General features: G+C 73.9%; 16 protein-coding genes and 1 pseudogene. 14 read left to right on the top strand and 3 right to left on the bottom strand.

What is annotated here, in order from left to right; genetic code table 11:
* Positions 1–143 precede the first annotated feature (143 nt).
* Entirely contained in the window at positions 144–1106 is a 963-nt protein-coding gene (locus tag V6U81_RS12805) for a complex I subunit 1/NuoH family protein (protein ID WP_334488446.1), read from the top strand.
* Between the two features lie 128 nt (positions 1107–1234).
* On the opposite strand, the gene V6U81_RS12800 is transcribed toward V6U81_RS12805, so the two are convergent.
* Complete coding sequence (locus V6U81_RS12800; RefSeq protein ID WP_334488444.1) at positions 1235–2272, bottom strand: glutathione S-transferase family protein; 1038 nt, start codon at positions 2270–2272, stop codon at positions 1235–1237.
* An 87-nt stretch (positions 2273–2359) separates the two neighbouring features.
* Here V6U81_RS12800 and V6U81_RS12795 point away from each other — a divergent pair, with 87 nt between their 5' ends.
* A complete protein-coding gene (locus V6U81_RS12795) occupies positions 2360–2767 on the top strand; it encodes an ester cyclase (protein WP_334488441.1) in 408 nt (135 codons plus the stop codon).
* Between the two features lie 73 nt (positions 2768–2840).
* Here the strand turns inward: V6U81_RS12795 and V6U81_RS12790 are convergent, their stop codons facing one another.
* Positions 2841–5363 (bottom strand): carboxypeptidase regulatory-like domain-containing protein, encoded by a 2523-nt coding sequence (locus V6U81_RS12790; RefSeq protein ID WP_334488438.1) that lies wholly within the window; start codon positions 5361–5363, stop codon positions 2841–2843.
* A 186-nt stretch (positions 5364–5549) separates the two neighbouring features.
* Between V6U81_RS12790 and V6U81_RS12785 the strand changes: the two genes are divergently transcribed.
* From V6U81_RS12785 to V6U81_RS12750, 8 genes are all read left to right on the top strand, one after another.
* The gene (locus tag V6U81_RS12785) at positions 5550–6140 is read left to right on the top strand and encodes a NuoI/complex I 23 kDa subunit family protein (RefSeq protein WP_420884013.1); all 591 of its coding nucleotides are present in this window, start codon (positions 5550–5552) and stop codon (positions 6138–6140) included.
* Positions 6137–6757, top strand: coding sequence for an NADH-quinone oxidoreductase subunit J family protein (locus V6U81_RS12780; protein ID WP_334488434.1), 621 nt, complete (start codon positions 6137–6139; stop codon positions 6755–6757). The genes V6U81_RS12785 and V6U81_RS12780 overlap by 4 nt, the downstream gene beginning before the upstream one ends.
* The gene (gene nuoK, locus V6U81_RS12775; protein WP_334488433.1) at positions 6754–7143 is read left to right on the top strand and encodes an NADH-quinone oxidoreductase subunit NuoK; all 390 of its coding nucleotides are present in this window, start codon (positions 6754–6756) and stop codon (positions 7141–7143) included. Before V6U81_RS12780 ends, nuoK begins: the two co-directional genes overlap by 4 nt.
* The gene (locus V6U81_RS12770) at positions 7140–9062 is read left to right on the top strand and encodes an NADH-quinone oxidoreductase subunit 5 family protein (RefSeq protein WP_334488431.1); all 1923 of its coding nucleotides are present in this window, start codon (positions 7140–7142) and stop codon (positions 9060–9062) included. Before nuoK ends, V6U81_RS12770 begins: the two co-directional genes overlap by 4 nt.
* Positions 9059–10564 (top strand): complex I subunit 4 family protein, encoded by a 1506-nt coding sequence (locus V6U81_RS12765; protein ID WP_334488428.1) that lies wholly within the window; start codon positions 9059–9061, stop codon positions 10562–10564. The genes V6U81_RS12770 and V6U81_RS12765 overlap by 4 nt, the downstream gene beginning before the upstream one ends.
* 153 nt (positions 10565–10717) lie before the next feature.
* Complete coding sequence (locus V6U81_RS12760; RefSeq protein WP_334488425.1) at positions 10718–12190, top strand: NADH-quinone oxidoreductase subunit N; 1473 nt, start codon at positions 10718–10720, stop codon at positions 12188–12190.
* 157 nt (positions 12191–12347) lie between these two features.
* Positions 12348–13226: a zinc metalloprotease HtpX gene (htpX, locus tag V6U81_RS12755; protein ID WP_334488421.1), complete on the top strand. Its 879-nt coding sequence runs from the start codon at positions 12348–12350 to the stop codon at positions 13224–13226.
* A 153-nt stretch (positions 13227–13379) separates the two neighbouring features.
* Positions 13380–14639, top strand: coding sequence for an MFS transporter (locus V6U81_RS12750; protein WP_334488419.1), 1260 nt, complete (start codon positions 13380–13382; stop codon positions 14637–14639).
* 90 nt (positions 14640–14729) lie between these two features.
* Here the strand turns inward: V6U81_RS12750 and V6U81_RS12745 are convergent, their stop codons facing one another.
* Positions 14730–15218 (bottom strand): nuclear transport factor 2 family protein, encoded by a 489-nt coding sequence (locus tag V6U81_RS12745; protein ID WP_334488416.1) that lies wholly within the window; start codon positions 15216–15218, stop codon positions 14730–14732.
* Between the two features lie 162 nt (positions 15219–15380).
* Between V6U81_RS12745 and V6U81_RS12740 the strand changes: the two are divergent.
* The 4 genes and pseudogenes from V6U81_RS12740 to V6U81_RS12725 all read left to right on the top strand — a co-directional run.
* A pseudogene (locus tag V6U81_RS12740) lies at positions 15381–15719 on the top strand (MerR family transcriptional regulator); the annotation flags it as partial.
* A gap of 656 nt (positions 15720–16375) precedes the next feature.
* Positions 16376–17710: a nucleotide sugar dehydrogenase gene (locus tag V6U81_RS12735; RefSeq protein WP_334488410.1), complete on the top strand. Its 1335-nt coding sequence runs from the start codon at positions 16376–16378 to the stop codon at positions 17708–17710.
* Complete coding sequence (locus tag V6U81_RS12730; protein WP_334488408.1) at positions 17707–19245, top strand: glycosyltransferase family 2 protein; 1539 nt, start codon at positions 17707–17709, stop codon at positions 19243–19245. Before V6U81_RS12735 ends, V6U81_RS12730 begins: the two co-directional genes overlap by 4 nt.
* Positions 19238–20734 (top strand): polysaccharide deacetylase family protein, encoded by a 1497-nt coding sequence (locus V6U81_RS12725; RefSeq protein WP_334488405.1) that lies wholly within the window; start codon positions 19238–19240, stop codon positions 20732–20734. Before V6U81_RS12730 ends, V6U81_RS12725 begins: the two co-directional genes overlap by 8 nt.
* Positions 20735–20746: the final 12 nt, after the last annotated feature.

The following is a 20746-nucleotide window of genomic DNA, read 5'->3' as shown; positions in this document are numbered from 1 at the left end:
GACTCCCCGCCCCGGGAGCGGCCCGCCCGGCCGGCGCCGGGAGCCCGTCCGGGGCGTACCCCCGGGGGAGCCGGCTCCGGCGACGGCCCGGCGCCGGCCGAACCGCCGGCCCGCGACGGCGGCGACGAGGAGGGTACGGCCTGATGCCCACCTGGTTGGAGCTGGTGATCCGGGTCGGCGGCGTGCTGGTCGCCTTCCTGACCCTGCCGTTGATCGTCGGTCAGGCCGAGCACAAGGTGATGGCGCACATGCAGGGCCGGCTCGGCCCGATGTACGCCGGCGGCTTCCACGGCTGGGCGCAGCTGGTCGCCGACGGGGTGAAGTTCGTCCAGAAGGAGGACCTCACCCCGCGCGAGGCGGACCGGGCGGTGTTCCGGCTCGCCCCGGTGGTGGCGCTGCTGCCCTACCTGCTGGTGTTGCTGGTCATCCCGCTGGGCCCGGGCGATCTGGTCGGCCAGCCGCTGGACATCGGCCTGTTCTTCGTCCTCGCCGTGGTGGGTGTGGGCGTGGTCGCGGTGCTGATGTCGGCGTGGGCGTCGGCCAACAAGTACAGCCTGCTCGGCGGCCTGCGCGGCGCGGCCCAGCTGCTCGGCTACGAGCTGCCGCTGGTGCTCGCCGCCGCCTCGGTCGCGATGGCGGCGGGGACGCTCAGCCTCTCCGGCATCGTCGAGGCGTGGCGGCCGTGGTGGCTGCTGTGGCAGGCGCCCGCGATGATCATCTTCTTCGTCGCCGGGCTGGCCGAGATCCGCCGGCCGCCGTTCGACATGCCGATCGCGGACTCCGAGCTGGTCTTCGGCTACATGACCGAGTACACCGGACTGCGCTTCGCGTTCTTCCTGCTCGCCGAGTACGTCGGCATCGTGGTGATCGCCGCGCTGACCACCGTGCTCTTCCTCGGCGGCTGGCAGGGACCCTTCGCCGACGCCCAGCTCGGCTGGCTCTGGACCCTGCTCAAGGTCTTCGCCGTCGCCTTCGTGATCATCTGGCTCCGGGTCTCCTACCCCCGGCTCCGCGAGGACCAGCTGCAACGCCTCTGCTGGCTGGTCCTCGTCCCACTCGCCCTCGCCCAGCTGGTGCTGACCGCCGCCGTCCGCGTCGCCCTCTGACCGCCCCCGTCCGCGTCGCCCCACCCCCACCCCGTCGATCTTGCACTTGCGGCCCGGTCATACCGGACAAAGCTCGTTTTTCAGGGGCCGAAAGTGCAAGATCGCGGGGGTGGGGTGGGTGGGGGGGGTCAACGCAGCGGGGTGTGGGTTGGGGTGACGCGTTCGGCCGGGGGTGGGGGCGGCGGGGGCGTGCCGTCACCGAAGGGACGGCCGCCGAGGGTCTCCCGGCCGTGCGGGGTGAGCCAGTTCGACAGGTCCGGGCCGAGCGGCACGATGCCGGTCGGGTTGATGTCCCGGTGCACCTCGTAGTAGTGCCGCTTGATGTGGTCGAAGTCGATGGTGTCGCCGAAGCCCGGGGTCTGGAACAGGTCCCGGGCGTACGCCCAGAGCACCGGCATCTCGGCCAGCTTCTGCCGGTTGCACTTGAAGTGGCCGTGGTAGACCGGGTCGAAGCGGACCAGCGTGGTGAAGAGCCGCACGTCCGCCTCGGTGATCGTGTCGCCGACCAGCCAGCGCTGCCCGGTCAGCCGCTCGGTCAGCCAGTCCAGCCGGTCGAAGAGCCGGTGGTACGCCTTCTCGTACGCCTCCTGGCTGCCGGCGAAGCCGCACCGGTAGACGCCGTTGTTGACGTCGGCGAAGACCACCGCGTTGACCTCGTCGATCTCGTCCCGCAGGTGCTCGGGGTAGAGCTGCGGCGCGCCCTGCCGGTGGTACGCCACCCACTCGGTGGAGAGGTCCAGGCTCATCCGGGCGTAGTCGTTGGTGACCACCTGGCCGGTCGGCACGTCCACCAGCGCCGGCACGGTGATGCCCCGCTCGTACCCGGGGAACCGCGCGAAGTACGCCTCCTGGATGCGTTCGATGCCGAGCACCGGGTCCCGCCCGCCCGGGTCCAGGTCGAAGGTCCAGCTCCGGGCGTCATGGGTCGGCCCGGCCACCGCCATCGAGATGGTGTCCTCCAGCCCGAGCAGCCGCCGCACGATGATCAACCGGTTGGCCCACGGGCAGGCCCGGCTGACCGCCAGCCGGTAGCGCCCCGGCTCGACCGGCCAGCCGTCCCGCGCGTCAGCGGTGATCCGGGTGGCGATGTAGCGCTGGTCCCGGGTGAACTCGCCGCCCGGCTCGACGTACTTCCCGCCGGTGGTGGTGCCTTCCGCGTCGCCCACGTCGCCCCCTCGCGATCGTCTGCCGTCGGTCCCATCCTCGCCGATCCGCGGCGCGGCGGCCGGGCGACCGCTGGCTAGGCTGCCCCGATGACCGATGTGGAGGCGGCGGCCCGGCGTTTCGTGGCGGACGTGTGGAACGCCGGGCGCGAGGAGTCCGCGTACGAGCTGGTGGGGCCGGAGTGCCCGGGGCTGCGCGGGACCGGTCCGGAGGCCACCCTGGCCTGGCACCGGGACCGCCGGGCCGCCTTCCCCGACCTGCGCTACAAGCTGGTGGACGTGGTGGCCACCGGCGATCGGGTGGCGCTGCGCTGGCGGGCCGCCGGCACCCAGGCGGGGCAGTTCGGCCCGGTACGACCGACCGGGCAGGTGGTCAGCTACTCCGGGGCGACGTTCCTGCGCTTCGACCCCGACGGGCGGATCGTCGACGTGTGGAGCGTCAACGAGCTGTTCCAGCTCCTCCAGCAGCTCGGCGTCGAGGTGCTCCCGCCGGTGTGACCGCCGCGGGAGACGGCGGCGGCCCGCGCCGGCACCCCTCACGGGGACGCCGGCACGGGCCGCGGGTGGGGCCTCAGCGGGGCACCGACGGGCCCTCCCGGGTCGCGGCCGGCACGGCCAGGCAGGTGCTGCCCGGCACCAGCCTGATGCTGTCGAGCTGCTGCTGCGGGGTGACGGTCAGCACGGTCGGTCGGGGGGTGCCGCCCGCGCCACCCGTCGCGCCGGCGCCCACGTACCAGCAGGGCTTGCCGTTGCCCGGCAGGTAGCGGAGCAGCAGCGGCCCGGCCGGCAGCGCGTCCATCTCGCCGAAGCTCGACCCGACGTGCCGCGCCACCAGGTCCCCGGTCATCGGGTGGTACGCCTCCACCGACCAGCCGCTCGGCGCCCCCGCGCCCCGGTCGAAGGTCATGATCCTGGCGTCCTGGACGAGCTTCACGGCCGGCGCGGTCACCGACTCACCCGAGCGCACCTGCACCGGGACGGCGAGCGCCCGGTTGGTGACGTCCCCGGACCACTCCGGCGCGAACTCGTCGGTGTTGCCGGCCCACCGCCCGGTGTACTTCAGCGGCCAGCGGTACGGGCCGAGCCCACTGATCGTGTACCGGCCGGTGTGGTCGGTGCCCGTGTGTGAGGTGCAGCCGTTGGTGGCGCCGCCCGGCAGGTCGGGGCTGTCCGCGCCGGCCTGGCCGCAGCCGTCGATGAACTCGCCGTTGATTCCCTGGAGGGTGCCGGTGATCGAGCCGGCCCGGTCGAGCCGGATCGCCGGGGTGCCGGTGACCTTGCCGGCGACGAGGTCGAGCCGGGTGGCGGCGTCGCGGTCGCCGGTGCCGCCCGTGCTGGTGTACCACTGGGCGCCCCACGGGGCCTTCGCGCCCACGAAGAGCCGCACCGGGCCGGCCGGCAGCGGGCCGATGGTCAGTGCGCCGGAGGCGTCGGCGCAGTACGCCCCGTTCTCGTTCTCCTGCCGCAGCGCGACGGTCGCCACCGCGCGGGCGGCGACCGGCCGGACGCAGACGCCGCCCACCGGGGCCCCGGCGCCGTCGACCACCCGGGTCGTCACGGTGGCGGCCGGTTCGACCTGCACCGTGAGCCGGGTGGTCTGCCCGGAGGTGACCCGGATGTCGCTGACCCAGCGCTTCCAGTGCCCCGTGCCGGCGGGGAGCACCTCGGCGGTCTCCGCGCCCTGGGTGGTCGCCCAGACGATGGGGAAGGTGACCCGGTTGGCGCCGGCCGCCGTGCAGGCCCGCTCGACGGACCTGGTCAGCCGGACGCACCCGCTGACCGGGCCACCGGTCGCCTTGTCGACGAGGGTCACCTCGACCGAGCCGGCGGGCACGAGCCGCTCGTCGACGACGGTGACCTCCCCGTCGGTGACGTGGACGACCGCCGCCTCCTCGGCGGTGGCCTTGCCCGGGTGGTACTGGACCGTCCGGCCCCCGGCGTAGAAGTACACCCGGTAGTCCCCGGCCGGCACCCGGTCGAGCTGGTACTCGCCGTCGACCGCCATCACGCCGCCGCGCCACGAGCCGTCGACCGCCTTGGCCACCGCCGACAGCGACCACGGCAGGGTGCCGCCCTCGTACGGCGTGACCCGGCCGCGGATGGTCCCGCCGCCGACCCGCAGCGCCACGTCCACCACGGTCTCCTCGAAGCCGGAGGTGGCGTACGGGGTCGCGTTGTCGTAGTTGTTGGCGTCCTTCGCCCACTGCTCGTTGAAGCCCGGCGCCCGCACCCGCAGCCGGTAGCGGTTCTGCACCGACAGGCGGTCGATCCGGTAGCGGCCGGTGGCGTCGGCGCAGGACTCGTTGACCTGGCTGCCGCCGTCCTCCTCGAAGGCGGCGACACAGGCCCCGGCGACCGGGGCGCCGGTGGCCCGGGCGGTGACGACGCCGGTGACGACGCCGGTCTGCCACCCCTCCGGTGGCTTCACGGAGACGTACCGGTCGTCGACGGTGGTGGTGCTCCCGGCGGTGACCGGGAAGACGGTGCCGTCGCTCTGGACGGTCTTTCCCGGCACCCACTGCTGCGGCACCCAGCCCAGCGGCCCGAGCCCGAGCCGGTAGGAACCCACCGGCAGGTTGGCGAGCCGGTACCGGCCGTCGGCGTCGGTGAAGGCCCGCGCCTTCCAGTTCCCCTCGACGGCGACGGCGGTCACCTCGCTCTGGTACGCCGCGCTGCCGTCGGCGTGGGTGATCCGGCCCTGGAAGCCGCCCACGTCGGTGATCATGCTGAGATCGGCCCGGGCGGTCGCACCCGGGTCGACGGAGACCGGATCCCCGTTGAGGTAGTCCGGGGCGCTGGGCCACCAGACGTCCGGCCGGCCGGCGGCGCGCGCCCGGACGTGGATGCCGTAGCCCGACTGGCCGGTGACGCTGAAGGTGTAGGTGCCGGCGCTGTCGGTGCACTTCGTGGCCAGGGTCAGTTCGGGGCTCTGCATGAGCGACACGCAGGCGCCGGCGAGGGGCGCGCCGGTGGCCCGGTCGGTCACCGTGCCGGTGATCGTGCCGTCCGGCTCGGCCTGCGCGGCCGACGTGCCGAACAGCACGGTGGCCAGCACGGCCGCCGCCGCGATCACCCGGGTCGTGGTCTTCTTCATCCGGACGTGGTCCCCCTTGGTCGTCGGCCGGAGCAGCATAGAAGATCAATGAAGTCCGGACCGTCCCGAAGGGTCGATCGCGCGGGTGCGGCGAGCGGTCACCGACGCCCGGGCGTGATCCGGTCGATCGGGAGATTCACCGGGTGGTGGTCGCGCGTGCGGAGGGCACAGGGCAGGATGAGCGGCATGAGCGAGCGCAGCGGCATTCCCGGCGAGGGGCTGGTGAAGGGGCTGGCGGTCACGCTGAAGACGATGACCCGCCGGTCGACCACCCAGCAGTACCCGGACGTCGCCCCCGAGCTGCCGCCCCGGTCCCGCGGCGTGATCGCGCTGTCGGAGGAGAACTGCACGGTCTGCATGCTCTGCGCCCGGGAGTGCCCGGACTGGTGCATCTACATCGACTCGCACAAGGAGGAGGTGGCGGTGCCGGGCGCCGCCCGCCCCCGCCAGCGCAACGTGCTCGACAAGTTCGACATCGACTTCTCGCTCTGCATGTACTGCGGCATCTGCATCGAGGTGTGCCCCTTCGACGCGCTCTACTGGTCCCCGGAGTTCGAGTACGCCGAGTACGACATCAAGGACCTGCTGCACGACAAGGACCACCTCGGCGAGTGGATGGCCACCGTGCCGCCGCCCCCCGCGCACGACCGCAACGGCGAGCCGGCCAAGGAGGAGAGCACCGCCGCGCGCAAGGCCGCGGCTCCCACCAGCTCCGCCGCCCGCCCCACGGTGGTACGCCCCGAGCCCGGCGCCGCCGACGGGGGTACCACCCCATGACCGGTGCGGACGTGCTGCTGCTAGCCCTCGGGGCGGTGGCGGTCGGCGCGGGCGCGCTCGTGGTGGGCACCCGCCACCTCGTCCGGGCCGGGCTCTACCTGGTGGTCTGCCTCGGCGCGCTGGCCGGCGACTACCTGGTGCTCACCGCCGAACTGGTGGCCTGGGTGCAGGTGCTGATCTACGTGGGCGCGGTGGTGGTGCTGCTGCTCTTCGCGGTGATGCTGACCCGGGCCCCGATCGGCGCCTCCGACGACCTGGACCGCCCGGGCTGGCCGGCCGCGTTGATCGGCGGGGGCGCCGGGCTGGGCCTGGCCGTGCTGCTGGTCGACGCGTTCCGCTGGTCCCGGGTGGAGCTGCCCGCGGCCGGCACCGCCGAGCGCCTCGGCGAGCAGGTCTTCCGCTCCTGGGTGCTGCCGTTCGAGGTGCTGTCGGTGCTGCTGCTCGCCGCCCTGGTCGGTGCGATCATCCTGTCCCGCCCCGACATCGGCAGCCGTCCGGACGCGACCGCCGCACCGGCCGGGCCGGGCCGGGTCGGGCCGCCCGGTGCCCGTACCGCCCCGGTGCCGCCCGCCGGGGCCGCCGCCACGCCGGCCGCGAACCGGGGTGGCCGCCCGTGAGGCCGGTCATCCCCTATGTCACCGCCGCGGTCCTGTTCGGCCTCGGCGTCTACGGCGTGCTGCGCCGGCGCAACGCGGTGCTGGTGCTGATGGCGGTGGAGCTGATGCTCAACGCGGTCAACCTGATCCTGGTCACCGCCGACACCACGGTCCGCGCCCAGCTCCCGCACTCCGGGCAGGTCTTCGCGCTCTTCGTGATCGTGCTGGCCGCCGCCGAGATCGGCGTCGGCCTGGCCATCGTGCTCCAGCTCTACCGGCTGCGGGCCAGCGTCGCCGTCGACGAGGTGCCGCTGACCGAGCCGCCCGCGCCCGTGCCGGCCACCACGACCGGCGGCCGGCTGTCGACCGGGCCGGCCGACGCCGACCGACCGGAGGGGACGAAGTGACCGGGCTGCTCGGGGCCGCCCTGCCGGCCGTACCCCTGGTCGCCGGCCTGCTCGGGCTGCTGCTGCCGCCCTCGCCGCGCGGGGCGTCCACCGGGGAGGATCGGGCCCGGCGGGCGGCGATCGGGCTCGGTGTCGCCGGCGCGGCCGGCGCGCTGCTGATGGCGGTCGCCCTGCTGGCCCGGGTCGGCGACCCGGTGGAGACCGCCACCACCTGGATCGACCTGGGTGGCCTGCGGGTCACCCTCGGGGTCCGGTTGGACGGCGCCGCCGCCCTGGTCGCCGTCGCCGTCGCCGCGGTGGCGCTGGCCGTGCAGGTCTACTCGGTGGCCTACCTGCGCCGCGGCCCGCACGACGACGTCGAGGTCGACCACCGCTACCCGCCGTACGCCGCGCAGATCAGCCTCTTCACCGCCGCGATGCTGCTGGTGGTGGTCAGCGGGGACCTGATCCTGCTGCTGGTCGGCTGGGAGGTGATGGGCCTCTGCTCCTATCTGCTGATCGCCCACGACCGGCGGTTGCCCGAGGCGCCGGCCGCCGCGATGAAGGCGTTCCTGGTCACCCGGGTGGGTGACGTCGGCTTCCTGTTGGGCATCGCGCTGCTCGGCGTCTCGGCGGGCAGCTTCCGGATCGCCGACGTGCTCGCCCACGACTACTCCACCGGCACCCGCACCGCCGCCTGCCTGCTGCTGCTCGCCGGGGTGGCCGGCAAGAGCGCCCAGTTCCCGCTGCACACCTGGCTGCCGGACGCGATGGCCGGCCCGACCCCGATCTCCGCGCTGATCCACGCCGCCACCATGGTCGCGGCCGGCGTCTACGCGGTCGTCCGGCTCTACCCGCTCTTCGCGGCCACCCCCACCGCGCTGGCCGTGCTCGGGGTGATGGCCTCGATCACCCTGCTGCTCGGCGCGTTCGCCGCCACCGCCCAGGACGACCTGAAGCGGGTGCTGGCCTGGTCGACGGTCTCCCAGATCGGCTACATGACCGGGGCGTTGGCGGTCGGCGCGCCCGCCGCGGCGCTGTTCCACCTGCTGACCCACGCGGCCTTCAAGGCGCTGCTCTTCCTCGCCGCCGGCGCGGTGATCCACGCCGTCGGCACCACGCTGATGTCCCGGATGGGCGGGCTGCGCCGGGACATGCCGGTCACCTTCTGGTGCACGTTGATCGGCCTCGGCGCGCTGGCCGGGGTGCCGCCGCTCTCCGGCTTCTGGAGCAAGGACGGCGTGCTCGCCGTCGCCGAGGCCGCCGCGCTGGACGGCGCCGGCCCGGCCCCGACCTGGGTGGGCTGGCTGGTCTGGCTGGCCGGGCTGCTCGGCGTGGTCGTCACCGCCTGGTACGCCACCCGGCTGCTGCTGCGCACCTTCCTCGGCGCGCCCCGGATGCCACTGCTCGAGCCGCACGACCCGCCGGCGTTGATGCGCTGGCCGGTGCTGCTGCTCGCGGTGCCCGCCGCGCTGCTCGGGCTGGCCGCGTTCTGGCCGCCCTTCGCCGACCGGGTCCTCCTGCCGGCGCTCGCGGAGGACGACGTGGAGCTGGTCCACCTCGGGCCGGCGCTGCTGCTGCCCACCGTGCTGCTGCTGGTCGGCGCCGGGCTGGCCTGGGCCGGCTGGCGGCGGGATCGGGCCGCCGACCCGGCCGGCGCGCTGGGTCCGCTGCGGCCGGTGTTCGCCCGCGCGTTCCGGCTCGACGACGTCCAGCACGCCCTGGTCGTACGCCCCACGACGGCGCTCGCCCGCGCCGTGCGTACCGGCGACGAGGTCGGGGTGGACGGCCTGGTCGAGTCCACCGGCCGGGGCGCGTACGGCCTCGGCGGTGGCCTGGCCGCGCTGCACCGGGCGGCGCTGCCCCGCGCGGCGGCGGCGGTGCTGGCCGGCGCGGTGCTGATCGGCCTGGCCGCCGTGCTGATCGGAGGGGCCGCATGAGTCTCGGGGAGTTCCTGCTGGTCGCGGTCCTGGTGCTGCCGGCGGCCGGGGCGCTGGCGGTCGCGGTGACACCCGGAGACCGGGCGGCCCGGCTGCTCGGTACGGCGGTCGCCGCCCTGACCCTGGTGGGGTCGGCGCTGCTGGTGCTCGGCGACCACGGCTGGTTCGGTTACGGGCCGCGCCCGGCCGTGCAGCCCTGGCACCAGCTCGACCTGCCCTGGGTGCCGAGCCTGGACCTGCGCTTCCACCTCGGGGTGGACGGCATCTCCTGGCCGCTGGTGGTGCTGACCGCGCTGCTCACCCTGCTCTGCTGCGGCTACACCGTGTGGCGGGTGCCCGCCGGCGGGGGGAGCGGTCGGGCGCTGGTGGCGCTGCTGCTGGTGGTCGAGGTCGGCATCCTCGGCACCTTCCTCGCCCTCGACCTGGTGCTCTTCTTCGCCTTCTTCGAGGTCGTCCTGCTGCCGATGTACGCGATCATCGCCGGCTGGGGCGGGGACGACCGGCGGCGGGCGGCCCGCAAGTTCGCCCTCTACACGCTCTTCGGCTCGGTGCTGCTGCTGGTCGGCGTCTTCGTGGTGGTCGCCGCTGCCGGCACCGCCGACGTGGTGGCGCTGACCGGCGGGGCCGGGCTGTCCCGGAGCACCCAGCTGGTCGCGTTCACCCTGCTGGCACTCGCCTTCGCGGTGAAGGCCCCGCTCTGGCCGCTGCACTCCTGGCTGCCCGACGCGCACACCCAGGCGCCCACCGTCGGCAGCGTGATCCTCGCCGGGGTGCTGCTCAAGATGGGCACGTACGGCCTGGTCCGGATCGCGGTCGGGGTGGCCCCCGAGGGCGCCCGCTGGGCCGCTCCGGCGCTCGGCGTGCTCGCCGTCGCCGCCATCCTGATCGGCTCGCTGGTCTGCCTGGCCCAGAGCGAGCTCAAGCGGCTGATCGCGTACTCCAGCGTCGGGCACATGGGCTTCGTGCTGCTCGGGGTGGCCACGCTGACCGCCACCGGCATCCAGGCGGCGCTGATCGGCAACATCGCCCACGGGGTGATCACCGGTCTGCTCTTCTTCCTGGCCGGCGCGGTCAAGGACCGCACCCACACCGGGGCACTCGCCGAGCTGTCCGGGCTGCGGGAGACCGCGCCCCGGCTCGCCGGGCTGCTCGGCTTCGCCGCGGTCGCCTCGCTGGGCCTGCCGGGGCTGGCCGGCTTCTGGGGCGAGGCGTTCGCCGTGGTCGCCGCCGTCCGGCGGGGCGGGCCGCTCTGGATCACCCTGGCCGTGCTGGCCGCGATCGGCGGGGCGCTCGCCGCCGCGTACTTCCTGCGGCTGCTGCGCCAGGTCACCCACGGCCGGCCCAGCCCGGTGGTGGGACGGCTCTCGCCCGGCCTGGCCGGGGCGGAACTGACCGCCTGGGCGCCGCTGGTGCTGCTCGCGCTGGCCGTCGGGCTGGCGCCGATGCTGGTGCTGGGCTACGCCACCGGCCCGGTGAACGCCCTGGTGGAGGTGCTCCGGTGAGCGCGAGGAGTGCAGCGCAGCGGAGCCCCGCAGTCGCGAACGAAGGTGCTCCGGTGAGCGCGAGGAGTGCAGCGCAGCGGAGCCCCGCAGTCGCGAACGAAGGTGAAGTCCGGTGAGACCGGCTCCGGATCGGACGCGCGGCGAGGTGGCGGGATGAGTCTGGTGCAGAGCGTGGACAACGTGGCGCTGCTGCCCGCGTACCTGGCGGCCGGCACCGCCGTACTGGTGCTCCTGGCGGACCTGCTGCTGGCCCGGGCCGGCGCGACGGTGGCCGTGGCCGCCGCGGGCGCCGTCGCCACCGCCGTCGGCGCGGCGCTGGTCGGCGCGGGCGACACCCGGCGGACGTTCTGCGCCGGCGCCGACTGCTCCTGGGTCCTCGACGACCGGGCCGCCCTGGTCGCCGGCGTCTTCGCGCTGCTCACCCTCGGGGTGCTGGCGATCTCCGGCCCGCTGCTGCGGCCGGACGGGACGACGCCGGTGGGGGAGTACTGCTTCCTGCTGGCCTGCTCGATGACCGGCGGCGTGGTCCTCGGCGCGGCCGGTGACCTGATCACCCTGATCGTCGCCCTGGAGACCCTCACCCTGCCGCTCTACGTGCTGGTGGGGCTGCGCCGGGGCAGCCTGGCCAGCGCCGAGGCGGCGGTCACCTTCTTCGTGGTGAGCGTGGTCGCCACCACGCTCACCCTGCTCGGCGCGGCGCTGCTCTACGCGGTCACCGGCGGGCTGCATCTCGGCCGGCTCGGCGCGCTGATCGGGGACGCCCCCGACCTGCCCCTGCTCACCGCCGCGGTCGCGCTGGTGGTGCTCGGGCTGGCCTTCAAGGTGGCGGCGGTGCCGTTCCACGCCTGGGCCCCGGCCACCTACGACGGGGCGCCGCTGCCGGTGGCCGCGTACCTCTCGACCGCCTCGAAGCTGGGTGGGGTGATCGCCCTGCTCGCAGTGGTGCAGCGGGCACTGCCGGCCGACGTCACCGGCCCGGTGCTCGCCCTGCTCGCCGTGCTGACCATGACCGTCGGCAACCTGGTCGCGCTGCGCCAGCGGCGTACCGTCCGGCTGCTCGCCTGGTCGTCGGTGGCTCAGGCCGGGTACATCCTGGCCCCGCTGGGCGCGTTGGCGCTGGCGGCCGGGCGCACCGCCGAGGCCCGGACAGCCGGGTACGCCGCCACCGTCGCGTACGCGGTCTTCTTCGTCCTGCTGGAGCTGGCGGCGTTCGCCGCGCTGGTGGCGTTGCGCCCGGCCGGCGCGGACGGCGGCACGGTGGACGAGCTGCGTGGCGCGGCCCGCCGGCACCCGTGGGTGGGGGCGGCGTTCGCGCTGGCGCTGATCGGGCTGGCCGGGCTGCCGCCGGGGCTGGCCGGTCTCTTCGCCAAGGTGACGGTGGTCCGCTCGCTGCTGACCGGCGGCGCGGGTTGGCTGGCCCTGGTGGTGGCGCTCAACGCGGTGATCGGCCTGGCCTACTACCTCCGGCTGGCCGCCACCCTGTACGCCGCCGAGCCGGCCGCCCGGGGTGCGGACGTGCCGGTCCGCCCGGCCTGGACCGTCACCGTGGCCCTGGCCGTGGCGACCGCGCTGGCGGTGGTGGTGGGCTTCGCCCCACAGCTGGTGCTGGATCTCGCGGCCGGCTGACCGGCTCCGCCCCGGCTCGTCCCCGCTGTCCGGTCGGCACAGCGGACGCACAGGAATCTCCAGTCAACTTCCAGCCATGAGCAGGATGGTTGACGGGTACCGGTGACGTTGGACCGGTCAGCGGGTCCCGCGCGACCCGCGCACCGAAGGAGTGACCGTGCATCACAACCGTCTGAAGACCGCCGCGCTGCTCGGCCTGCTCACCTCGCTGATCCTGGCGGTGGGCTACTGGTTCGGCGGCAGTGGCGGCCTGGTCATCGCCGTCGTCGTCTCACTGCTGATGAACGGCGTCAGCTACTTCTTTTCCGACAAGCTCGCGCTGCGCTCGATGCGGGCGCAACCGGTCAGCGAGGCCGACTTCCCCGAGCTGTACCGGATGGTGCGGGAGCTGGCCACCGAGGCGGGGCAGCCGATGCCCCGGCTGTACGTCAGCCCGACCTCGCAGCCCAACGCGTTCGCGACCGGTCGTAACCCGGCGCACGCCGCGGTCTGCGTCACCCAGGGCATCACCCAGATCCTGGACTACCGGGAGCTGCGCGGCGTGATCGGGCACGAGCTGTCGCACGTCTACAACCGGGACATCCTGATCTCCAGCGTGGCGGCCGGCCTGGCCGGCATCATCACCGCACTGGCGAACATCGCCTGGTTCATCCCGTTGGGCGGTGGCGACGACGAGGACGCCCCGAACCCGGTCGTGCTGCTGCTCACCCTGATCCTCGGCCCGATCGCGGCCACCGTGATCCAGCTGGCGATCAGCCGGAGCCGGGAGTTCCAGGCGGACGCCTCGGGCGCCCAGCTCACCGGGGACCCGCTGGCCCTGGCCAGTGCCCTGCGGAAGATCCACGTGGGTACCCAGACCCGGCCGCTGCCCGCCCAGGGCCAGCTCACCAGCACCGCCCACCTGATGATCGACAACCCGTTCAAGCGGGGCGGCGGCATCGCGGCGCTCTTCTCCACCCACCCCCGGATGGAGGAGCGGGTCGCCCGGCTGGAGCAGCTGGCGGCCAATACCGGCCCGGTGCAGTTCCGGCGCTGATCCCACCCCACCCCGTCCGCCCGTGTCCGGTCCGCCGGACACGGGCGGATCTTTGGGTACGGGGGCGTCGTGCGCGTCATATCCGCTTTCCGGCCGGTGCGTCCGGCGTTAGGGTCGGAAAGGCTCGCACCCATTACATCCCGGAGGTCGACCGTGGCCGCTCTGCGCCAGTACCTGGGCGTCTGGCGGATCCCCGGGGCGCCGCTGCTGCTGGTCCTCGGCATCGTCGGTCGACTCGGGATCGGCATGACGCCGCTGGCGCTGCTGCTGGTCGTGGAGCAGGTGACCGGCCGGTACTCGCTGGCCGCCGTCGCCGGGGGCATCTACGCGCTCTCCGGCGCCGCGCTGAGCCCGGTCGCCGGCCGGATCGCGGACCGGGTCGGTCCGACCCCGGTCCTGCTGGTGACCGCCGTCGCCCACCCGCTCGCCCTGTTCGGTCTGCTCGGCGCCAGCCGCGCCGAGGCCGGCAGCCTGGGGCTGATCTACCTGGCCGCCGGCGTCGCCGGGGCCACCTACCCGCCGTTGACGGCGGCGATCCGGGGCGCCTGGAACGACCTCACCGCACCCGCGTCCGGCCGGCAGCGGCTGCGCAACACCGCGCTGGCCGCGGAGACCTCACTCTTCGAGATCGTCTTCGTGCTCGGACCACTGCTGGTGGCCGGCTTCGTGCTGGTCGCCGATGCCGCCGCCGCGCTGGTCGGCGCCGCCGTGGTCACCCTGGTCGGCACCGTCGGGGTGGCCCTCGGCCGGGTGATGCGCGGCTGGCGCCCGCACCCGCGCGAGCACCACGCCCGGGGGTTGGGCCCGCTGCGGGTGGGCGGATTTCCGGCGCTACTGGTCTGCGTGGCCAGCCTCGGCATCGCGTTCGGCGCCGCCGGGGTGATCGTGCCGGCCTTCGCCGGCGACCAGCCCACCGCCGACCCGGAGAGCATGGCCGGGGTGCTGCTCGCCGTCTGGGGGATCGGCAGCGCCGCCGGAGGTTTCTGGTTCGGCGTACGCCGGCCGTCGCCGAACATGACCCGGCAGTTCGCCTGGCTGCTCGCCGGGGTGGCCGGCAGCTTCGCCGTGTTCGCCGTGATGCCGGGCCCGCTGGCCCTGGGCGCCGCGCTGGTGGTCGGCGGGGCGGCCATCGCCCCCGCGCTGACCCTGGAGAACACCCTGGTCGGGCGGATCGCCCCGGCCGGCATGCTGAACGAGGCGTACACCTGGGTGGTGACCATGTCGGTGGCGGCGAGCGCCGCCGGTGGCTCGGTCGCCGGGCTGATCGTGGACCACGCCGGCGGGGTGCCCTGGGCGTTCCTCTTCGCCGGGGCGGCGGTCGCCGTCGGGGCCGGGGTCGCCGCGCTGCCCGCCGGGCCGATCGCCCGCGCCGAGGCGGCGGCGGTCCGCGCCGAGCGACTCGTCGCCGTGTGACCGCCGTACGGCCGCGGCCGTCTCCCTCAGGAAACGGCCGCGCGCCGGGCTGAGCCCCGTAGACCGGGGTACGGCCTGATCAGCGGCATCTCAGATTCCCGGGATGGCGTACGGCATGTCCAGCAGAATGCGGTGGCCCACAATCTTCCACTCGCCGTCGATCCTGCGCAGGTCGGTGTCGTAGTACCCGGACTCGATGGGCTGCACCGTGCCCTGGGCGCCGAAGGTGCCGGCCGCCCAGCCGTCGGCCGGCCGCGCGGCGGCCTGGATCCGGAAGACGATGAACTGTGCGTTCATGTGAGCCTGGTCGCCGTCGACCTCGATGATGTGGTCGGTGGTCACGTGGTGGCTGGAACCGCCCTGCGGGTGCGGGGCCATGTAGTTGTCGACCGCGTAGCCCACGGCTGCCCCGCCGATCAGGGGCGGCGCGACGGGCTCGTAGCTGTCGGGGCCGGTCTTGGAGAAGCTCTGCACGACCGCTTCGTCGGTGAACAAGGCACCCTGTGTCCTGCCGTCGCGCCGGTCGGTGGCGCGGACGTAGCGGGCCAGAATCTCCTGGATCTTTCGCTCATCGCTCATGACAACTTCTTCCTTCTTGTCGCAGGTGAACCGGCATGCCGGTGGGTCGTCCGCCGCCGGCGAACCAGAGGCGGGATGCTGCCCCGGTCAGGTCGCTACGCTAGAACCTGACGTTGACGTCAGGGGCAAATACTTGTGAGCTGGATCATCGGGGGAGGGTCCATGCGCATCGGCGAGCTTGCCGCCAGGACCGGCGTCAGCGTGCGGGCGCTGCGCTACTACGAGGAGCAGAATCTCCTGGCCGCCGAGCGCAGCGCGGGTGGTCAGCGGCACTATCCGGAGAGCGCGGTCGACCGGGTCCAATGGATCCAGCGGCTGTATGCGGCGGGCCTGCCGAGCCGAACGGTCCTGGAGTTGCTGCCCTGCGTCTTCTCGCCGGTCTCGGTCACCGGTCCGAACATGATCGGGAAGATGCTGGCCGAACGCGATCGTATCGATGGGAAGGTCACCGATCTGGTGACGACGCGCGACAAGCTCGACGGCCTGATCGCCGCCGCGCGGGCGTACATCGGCGATGAGGACCCGACGGGCAGACGGGGCTCGGCCACCGAGTCACGCAGCGATCAGCCGACCCCGGTTGACGGCGAGACGTCGGGCGGGGCGACCCGGCCATAGCGGCGCCGGAACCGCAGGCCTGCCGGCAGGGCGGTGGTCCGCTGCCCGCCGGGCCGATCGCCCGCGCCGAGGCGGCGGCGGTCCGTGCCGAGCAACTCGTCGCCGGCTGACCCGGACCGCCGAGCCCGGCACCCGCTCGGGTGGGCCCGCGGCTGCCGCACGGTCAATGCCAATGGGGTTCCGGGCCGCGTTCGGCGACCGGCCCGACATATTACCGGCGACAATTAACGTCCCATTCCCGGATGATCGTCCGACCGGCCCGTAGGTCGGTCGGCAGGCGTGGCACCTTTAGTCGCACCTGGTGCCCGTGAATAGCTGATCTCGGCTCACGTCGTTGCATTCGTGGACGCGCTCCCGTTCGATCTCCATAGGTGGCGCGCCAGGCTTTCCGGTTGCTCACCTGGTGTTCGACGGTCGGCGGCGGCTGTCCGAACGGGATTGTTGTCAGCTTCCCGACACCCGTGTAACGGAAAGAAAGAGTCCGGCGCTATTGGCGCTCCCGGCGTTGTCCTGCGCATTTCCGAGGCAGAGGAGAACGGTTCATGACCGTCACCGTTTCCGCGCGGTCCGGTGCTTTTCCGCAATTCCAGCCGGTGGCCGGTGCGGCCGCCGCCGGGACGCCCCCCACCCACGACGTCGCCGTCCTGGGTCTGGGGTACGTCGGGCTCCCCACCGCCCTCGCCCTGCACGCCACCGGCCACCGGGTGCTCGGCATCGACGTCGACCCGGACCGGCTCGCCGCGATCGGCCAGCGTCGGGTCGACCTGCTCCACGCCGACCTGGACCGCCTGGACGAGGCCCTGGCCGACCGGGCCGCCTTCGAGCTGGCCGACGAACCGGCCCGGCTGGCCCACGCCGCAGCCGTGCTGATCTGCGTACCCACGCCGGTCGACCCGCAGCTCGTCCCCGACCTGCGGGTCCTGCGTCGGGCCTGCGAGACGGTCGTCGCGCACGCAGTCCCCGGTCAGGTGCTGATCCTGACCTCCACCAGCTACGTCGGCACCACCCGGGAGCTGCTCGCCGAACCGCTCGCGGCACGCGGTCTACGCCCCGGCGTCGACGTGTTCGTCGCGTTCAGCCCGGAGCGGATCGACCCGGGCAACGACCGGCCGCAGTCCCTGGTGCCCCGGGTGCTCGGCGGGGTGACACCGCAGTGCGCGGCCCGGGCGATCGGCGCGCTGAAGGGCTACGGCCCGCAGCTGCACGAGGTCTCGTCGGCCGAGGCGGCCGAGATGACCAAGCTCCTGGAGAACAGCTTCCGGGCCGTCAACATCGCCTTCGCCAACGAGATCGCCGAGGCCAGCCGGGCCCTCGGCCTCGACGTACGGGAGGTGATCGACGCCGCCTCCACCAAGCCGTTCGGCTTCATGCGCTTCCTGCCCGGGCCCGGGGCCGGCGGCCACTGCATCCCCTGCGACCCGTACTACCTGCTCTGGCAGCTGCGCGCGGCGCGACTGCCGATGCCGGTCACCGAGCAGGCGATGTCCGCGCTCGCCGGCCGGCCCCGGCTCGTCGTCGACCGGATCCGCACCATGCTCGCCGACGCCGGCCTTTCCCTGAGTCGGGCCCGGGTGCTGGTCGTCGGGGTCACCTACAAGCCGGACGTGGAGGATCTGCGGGAGTCGCCGGCCCTGGAGATCATCGAGAGTCTGCGGCACAGCGGTGCCACCGTGAGCTACCACGACCCGTACGTGCCGCGGCTGTCGTCCGCCGCCGGCCCGCTCACCGGCCTTGCGACGCCGTCGGCGGCCGACGCCGACCTGGTGCTCATGCACACCCTGCACACGGGTGCCGACCTGAGCTGGCTCGACGGGCACCCGCTGGTCCTGGACGCCACCTACCGACTGGCGCCGGCCCTCGGGCGGGTCCGGCTGTGAGATCTGGCCCTGGCCACCCACCCGCCGACCTCCCCTGGGCCGGTCGTCCGGTCAGCCACGGGCACCCGGGCGCGACGGACAGCGCGCGGCTGCCCGTCGTGCTGGACGAGCCGGACACCCGGTTCCTCCCACCGGTACGCCCGGCCGACACCGGTCACCACGCCCCGGGCTTCGGCGGCGCGGAACGGCACCGGGCCGACCGGACCCGCCGGGGGCCGGTCCAGCTCGCCACGCTGCTCGGCATCGTCGCCATCTCCGTCCTGATCGGCTGGCACGTCGGCATCAAGGTGATGTTCCTCCGCGGCAACCTCCCGGCGGCCTGCTACACCATCCTGATCAGCAGCTACGTGCTCAGCCGGTTCGTCCTCGCGGCGTTCTACCGGCCACCGCGCGACGCCGGGCTGGAGCCCTCCGTGGCGATCATCGTGCCGGCGTACAACGAGGGCGAGGCGGTGGGCCGGACCATCCACTCCTGCCTCGCGCTCGAGTACCCCCCGGGCAAACTGGAGATCGTCGTCGTCAACGACGGCTCCAGCGACGACACGTGGCAGCAGATGCTGCACGCGGCCGGACGGTACCCGCCGGGGGCCGTCCGCTGCATCGACCTGGGCCACAACCAGGGCAAGCGGGCCGCGATGGCGGCCGGAATCCGGGCCACCTCGGCGGAGATCCTGGTCTTCGTCGACTCCGACTCCATGCCGGCGCCCGACGCCATCCGCACCCTGGTGCAGGGCTTCGCCGACCCGAAGGTCGGAGCGATCTCCGGCCTGACCTACGTCCGCAACGCCGAGGCGAACACCCTCACCCGGATGCAGGCCGTCCGGTACTACGTCTCCTTCCAACTGCTCAAGAGCGCCGAGTCCGTGCTCGGCGCGGTCACCTGCTGCTCCGGATGTTTCGCCGCGTACCGCCGGTCCGCCGTGGTCGACCTCCTCGAAGCCTGGGAGCACCAGCGCTTCCTCGGCGTCGAGTGCACCTACGGCGACGACCGGGCGCTCACCAACCGGGTGCTCAAGGCCGGCTGGACCACCCGGTACGACGCCCGCGCGGAGGCCTGGACCGACGCCCCGGAGGCGTACGGGAAGTTCCTGCGCCAGCAGCTGCGCTGGAAGAAGTCCTGGACCCGGGAAGGCCCGCTGCTGCTGGCCCACATCTGGCGGACCCGGACCAGGGCGCTGCCGTCGGTCGCCGTGCAGACCACCGCCGGACTGCTCAGCCCGGTGATCGTGCTCTACAGCCTGGTCCAGCCCTTCGTCGACGGGCACTTCCCGCTGGTCTACTTCACCGGCCTCTACCTGGTCGCCGGGGCGTACGCGCTGGTGTACCGGATGTTGCGGCACGACGGCCTCTGGCTGTACGCGCTGCTCGGCACGTTCTTCTACATCCTCTTCTCCCCGCAGCTGCTCTGGGCGATCGCCCGGATCCGGGACGGCAGCTGGGGCACCCGGGGCGCGCAGCCGCCACCGGCGGCGCCCCCGCCCCCGGCCGTCGTCGACGCCCCGACGGAACGGATTCTGGTGGTGGCCCGTGACTGACCGTAAACCCCTGGGCAGTCGACTGCTCAGCCTGGTGACCGGCCTGGTGGCGGTGGCCGCGCTGGTCGCCGCCGGGGTGAGCTGGGTGGCGTTGAGCCGGCCCTTCGATCCGCCCCAGCTGAGCGCGGTGACGGTCCCGGCGCCGCCGGCACCCGTGCTGCCCCGCTACCCCGGTGCGATCACCGTGCTGACGTACCACGGGGTCTCCGACAGCGACCGGGCCGGCAGCACGTTGACCCGGCGCGCCTTCGCCGAGCACCTGGCCGCGCTCGCCGCGGCCGGCTACCGGACGGTACGGCTCGACGAGGCACGCGAGGCGCTGGCCGGCCGTCCCGTCGGGCTGCCCGAACGTCCACTGCTGCTCACCTTCGACGACGGATCCCTGACGACCTGGACCACGGTCGATCCGGTGCTGCGCGCCTACGGCTTCACCGCCGTGGCCTTCCTGACCACCGGCCGGGTCGTCCGCCCGGGCACCCCGTCGACCTTCCTCTCCACCCGGCAGGTCCGGGACATGGCCGACAGCGGACGGTGGGAGTTCGGCTCACACACCGACGACCTGCACTCCTGGGTGCCGGTCGCCGGCGATATGCAACCGGCGCTGACCAACCGGATCCTGGTCGACGGGCGGCCCGAGACCCTGGACCAGTGGCGCCGCCGGGTCGGCCCGGACCTGGACCGCAGCCAGGAGTTCCTCCGGCGGACGCTGGGGCACCGCAGCACGGCCTTCGCCTACCCGTACGGCGAGACCGGTCGGATCTCGAACGACCCGGAGATCGTCCGGGAACTGCCGGTGCTGCTGGAGCGGGCCGGCTTCGCGCTGGCGTTCACCGGCGAGGACGTGCCGAGCGGGCACGTCAACGCCGCCAGCCCGTCGTCCTCCCGATGGTTGCTGCCGCGGATCGGCGTCCGGGGGAGCACCTCCGTGGCGGGGCTGCTCGGCATGGTCCGCCGGTCCATCCCGGTCGCCCCGCCCCGCGACCTCACCACGCTGTCCTGGACCGGTGAGTCCGCGTCGTGCGTGGTCGACGCCGGTGCCCGGATCCGGGTGACCGCCGTCGCCCGGGCGACCGCCGGCTGCCGGCTGGCCGAGGTGAACACCAGCCAGTGGCGCGACTACATCGTCTCGATGTCGGTGACCGGGCTCCGCCCCGGCACGTCGGCGATCGTCGGCGTCCGCGATGGCGCCGGCGCCGGTCACCGGGGAGCCGTCGAGGTGCTGCTGGGCCGCCGCCGGGTGGTCGTCCGGCAGCAGATCGGGGACGGGCCGACCACCGTCCTCGCCACGGCGACCGTGACGGCCCGGGACCCCGGGCAGCTCACCGTGCAGGTCCGCGGGGATTCGATCACCGTACGGCTGGCGGGTGCCCCGGCGCTCACCACCACCTTCGACAACCGACTGCACGAGGGCGGCGTCACCTTCGCCCTGACCGGTGTCGCCGAGCACGCGGTCACGTACGGCTCACCCACGCTCGTTCCCGTCACCTGACGCCGTCCCCTC

Origin of the sequence: Micromonospora lacuserhaii (assembly GCF_036902735.1) — a bacterium.
In the GTDB taxonomy this organism is placed as follows: domain Bacteria; phylum Actinomycetota; class Actinomycetes; order Mycobacteriales; family Micromonosporaceae; genus Micromonospora.
Note: the sequence above shows the minus strand (reverse complement) of the source record. Positions and strands in the feature narration are given on the sequence as shown.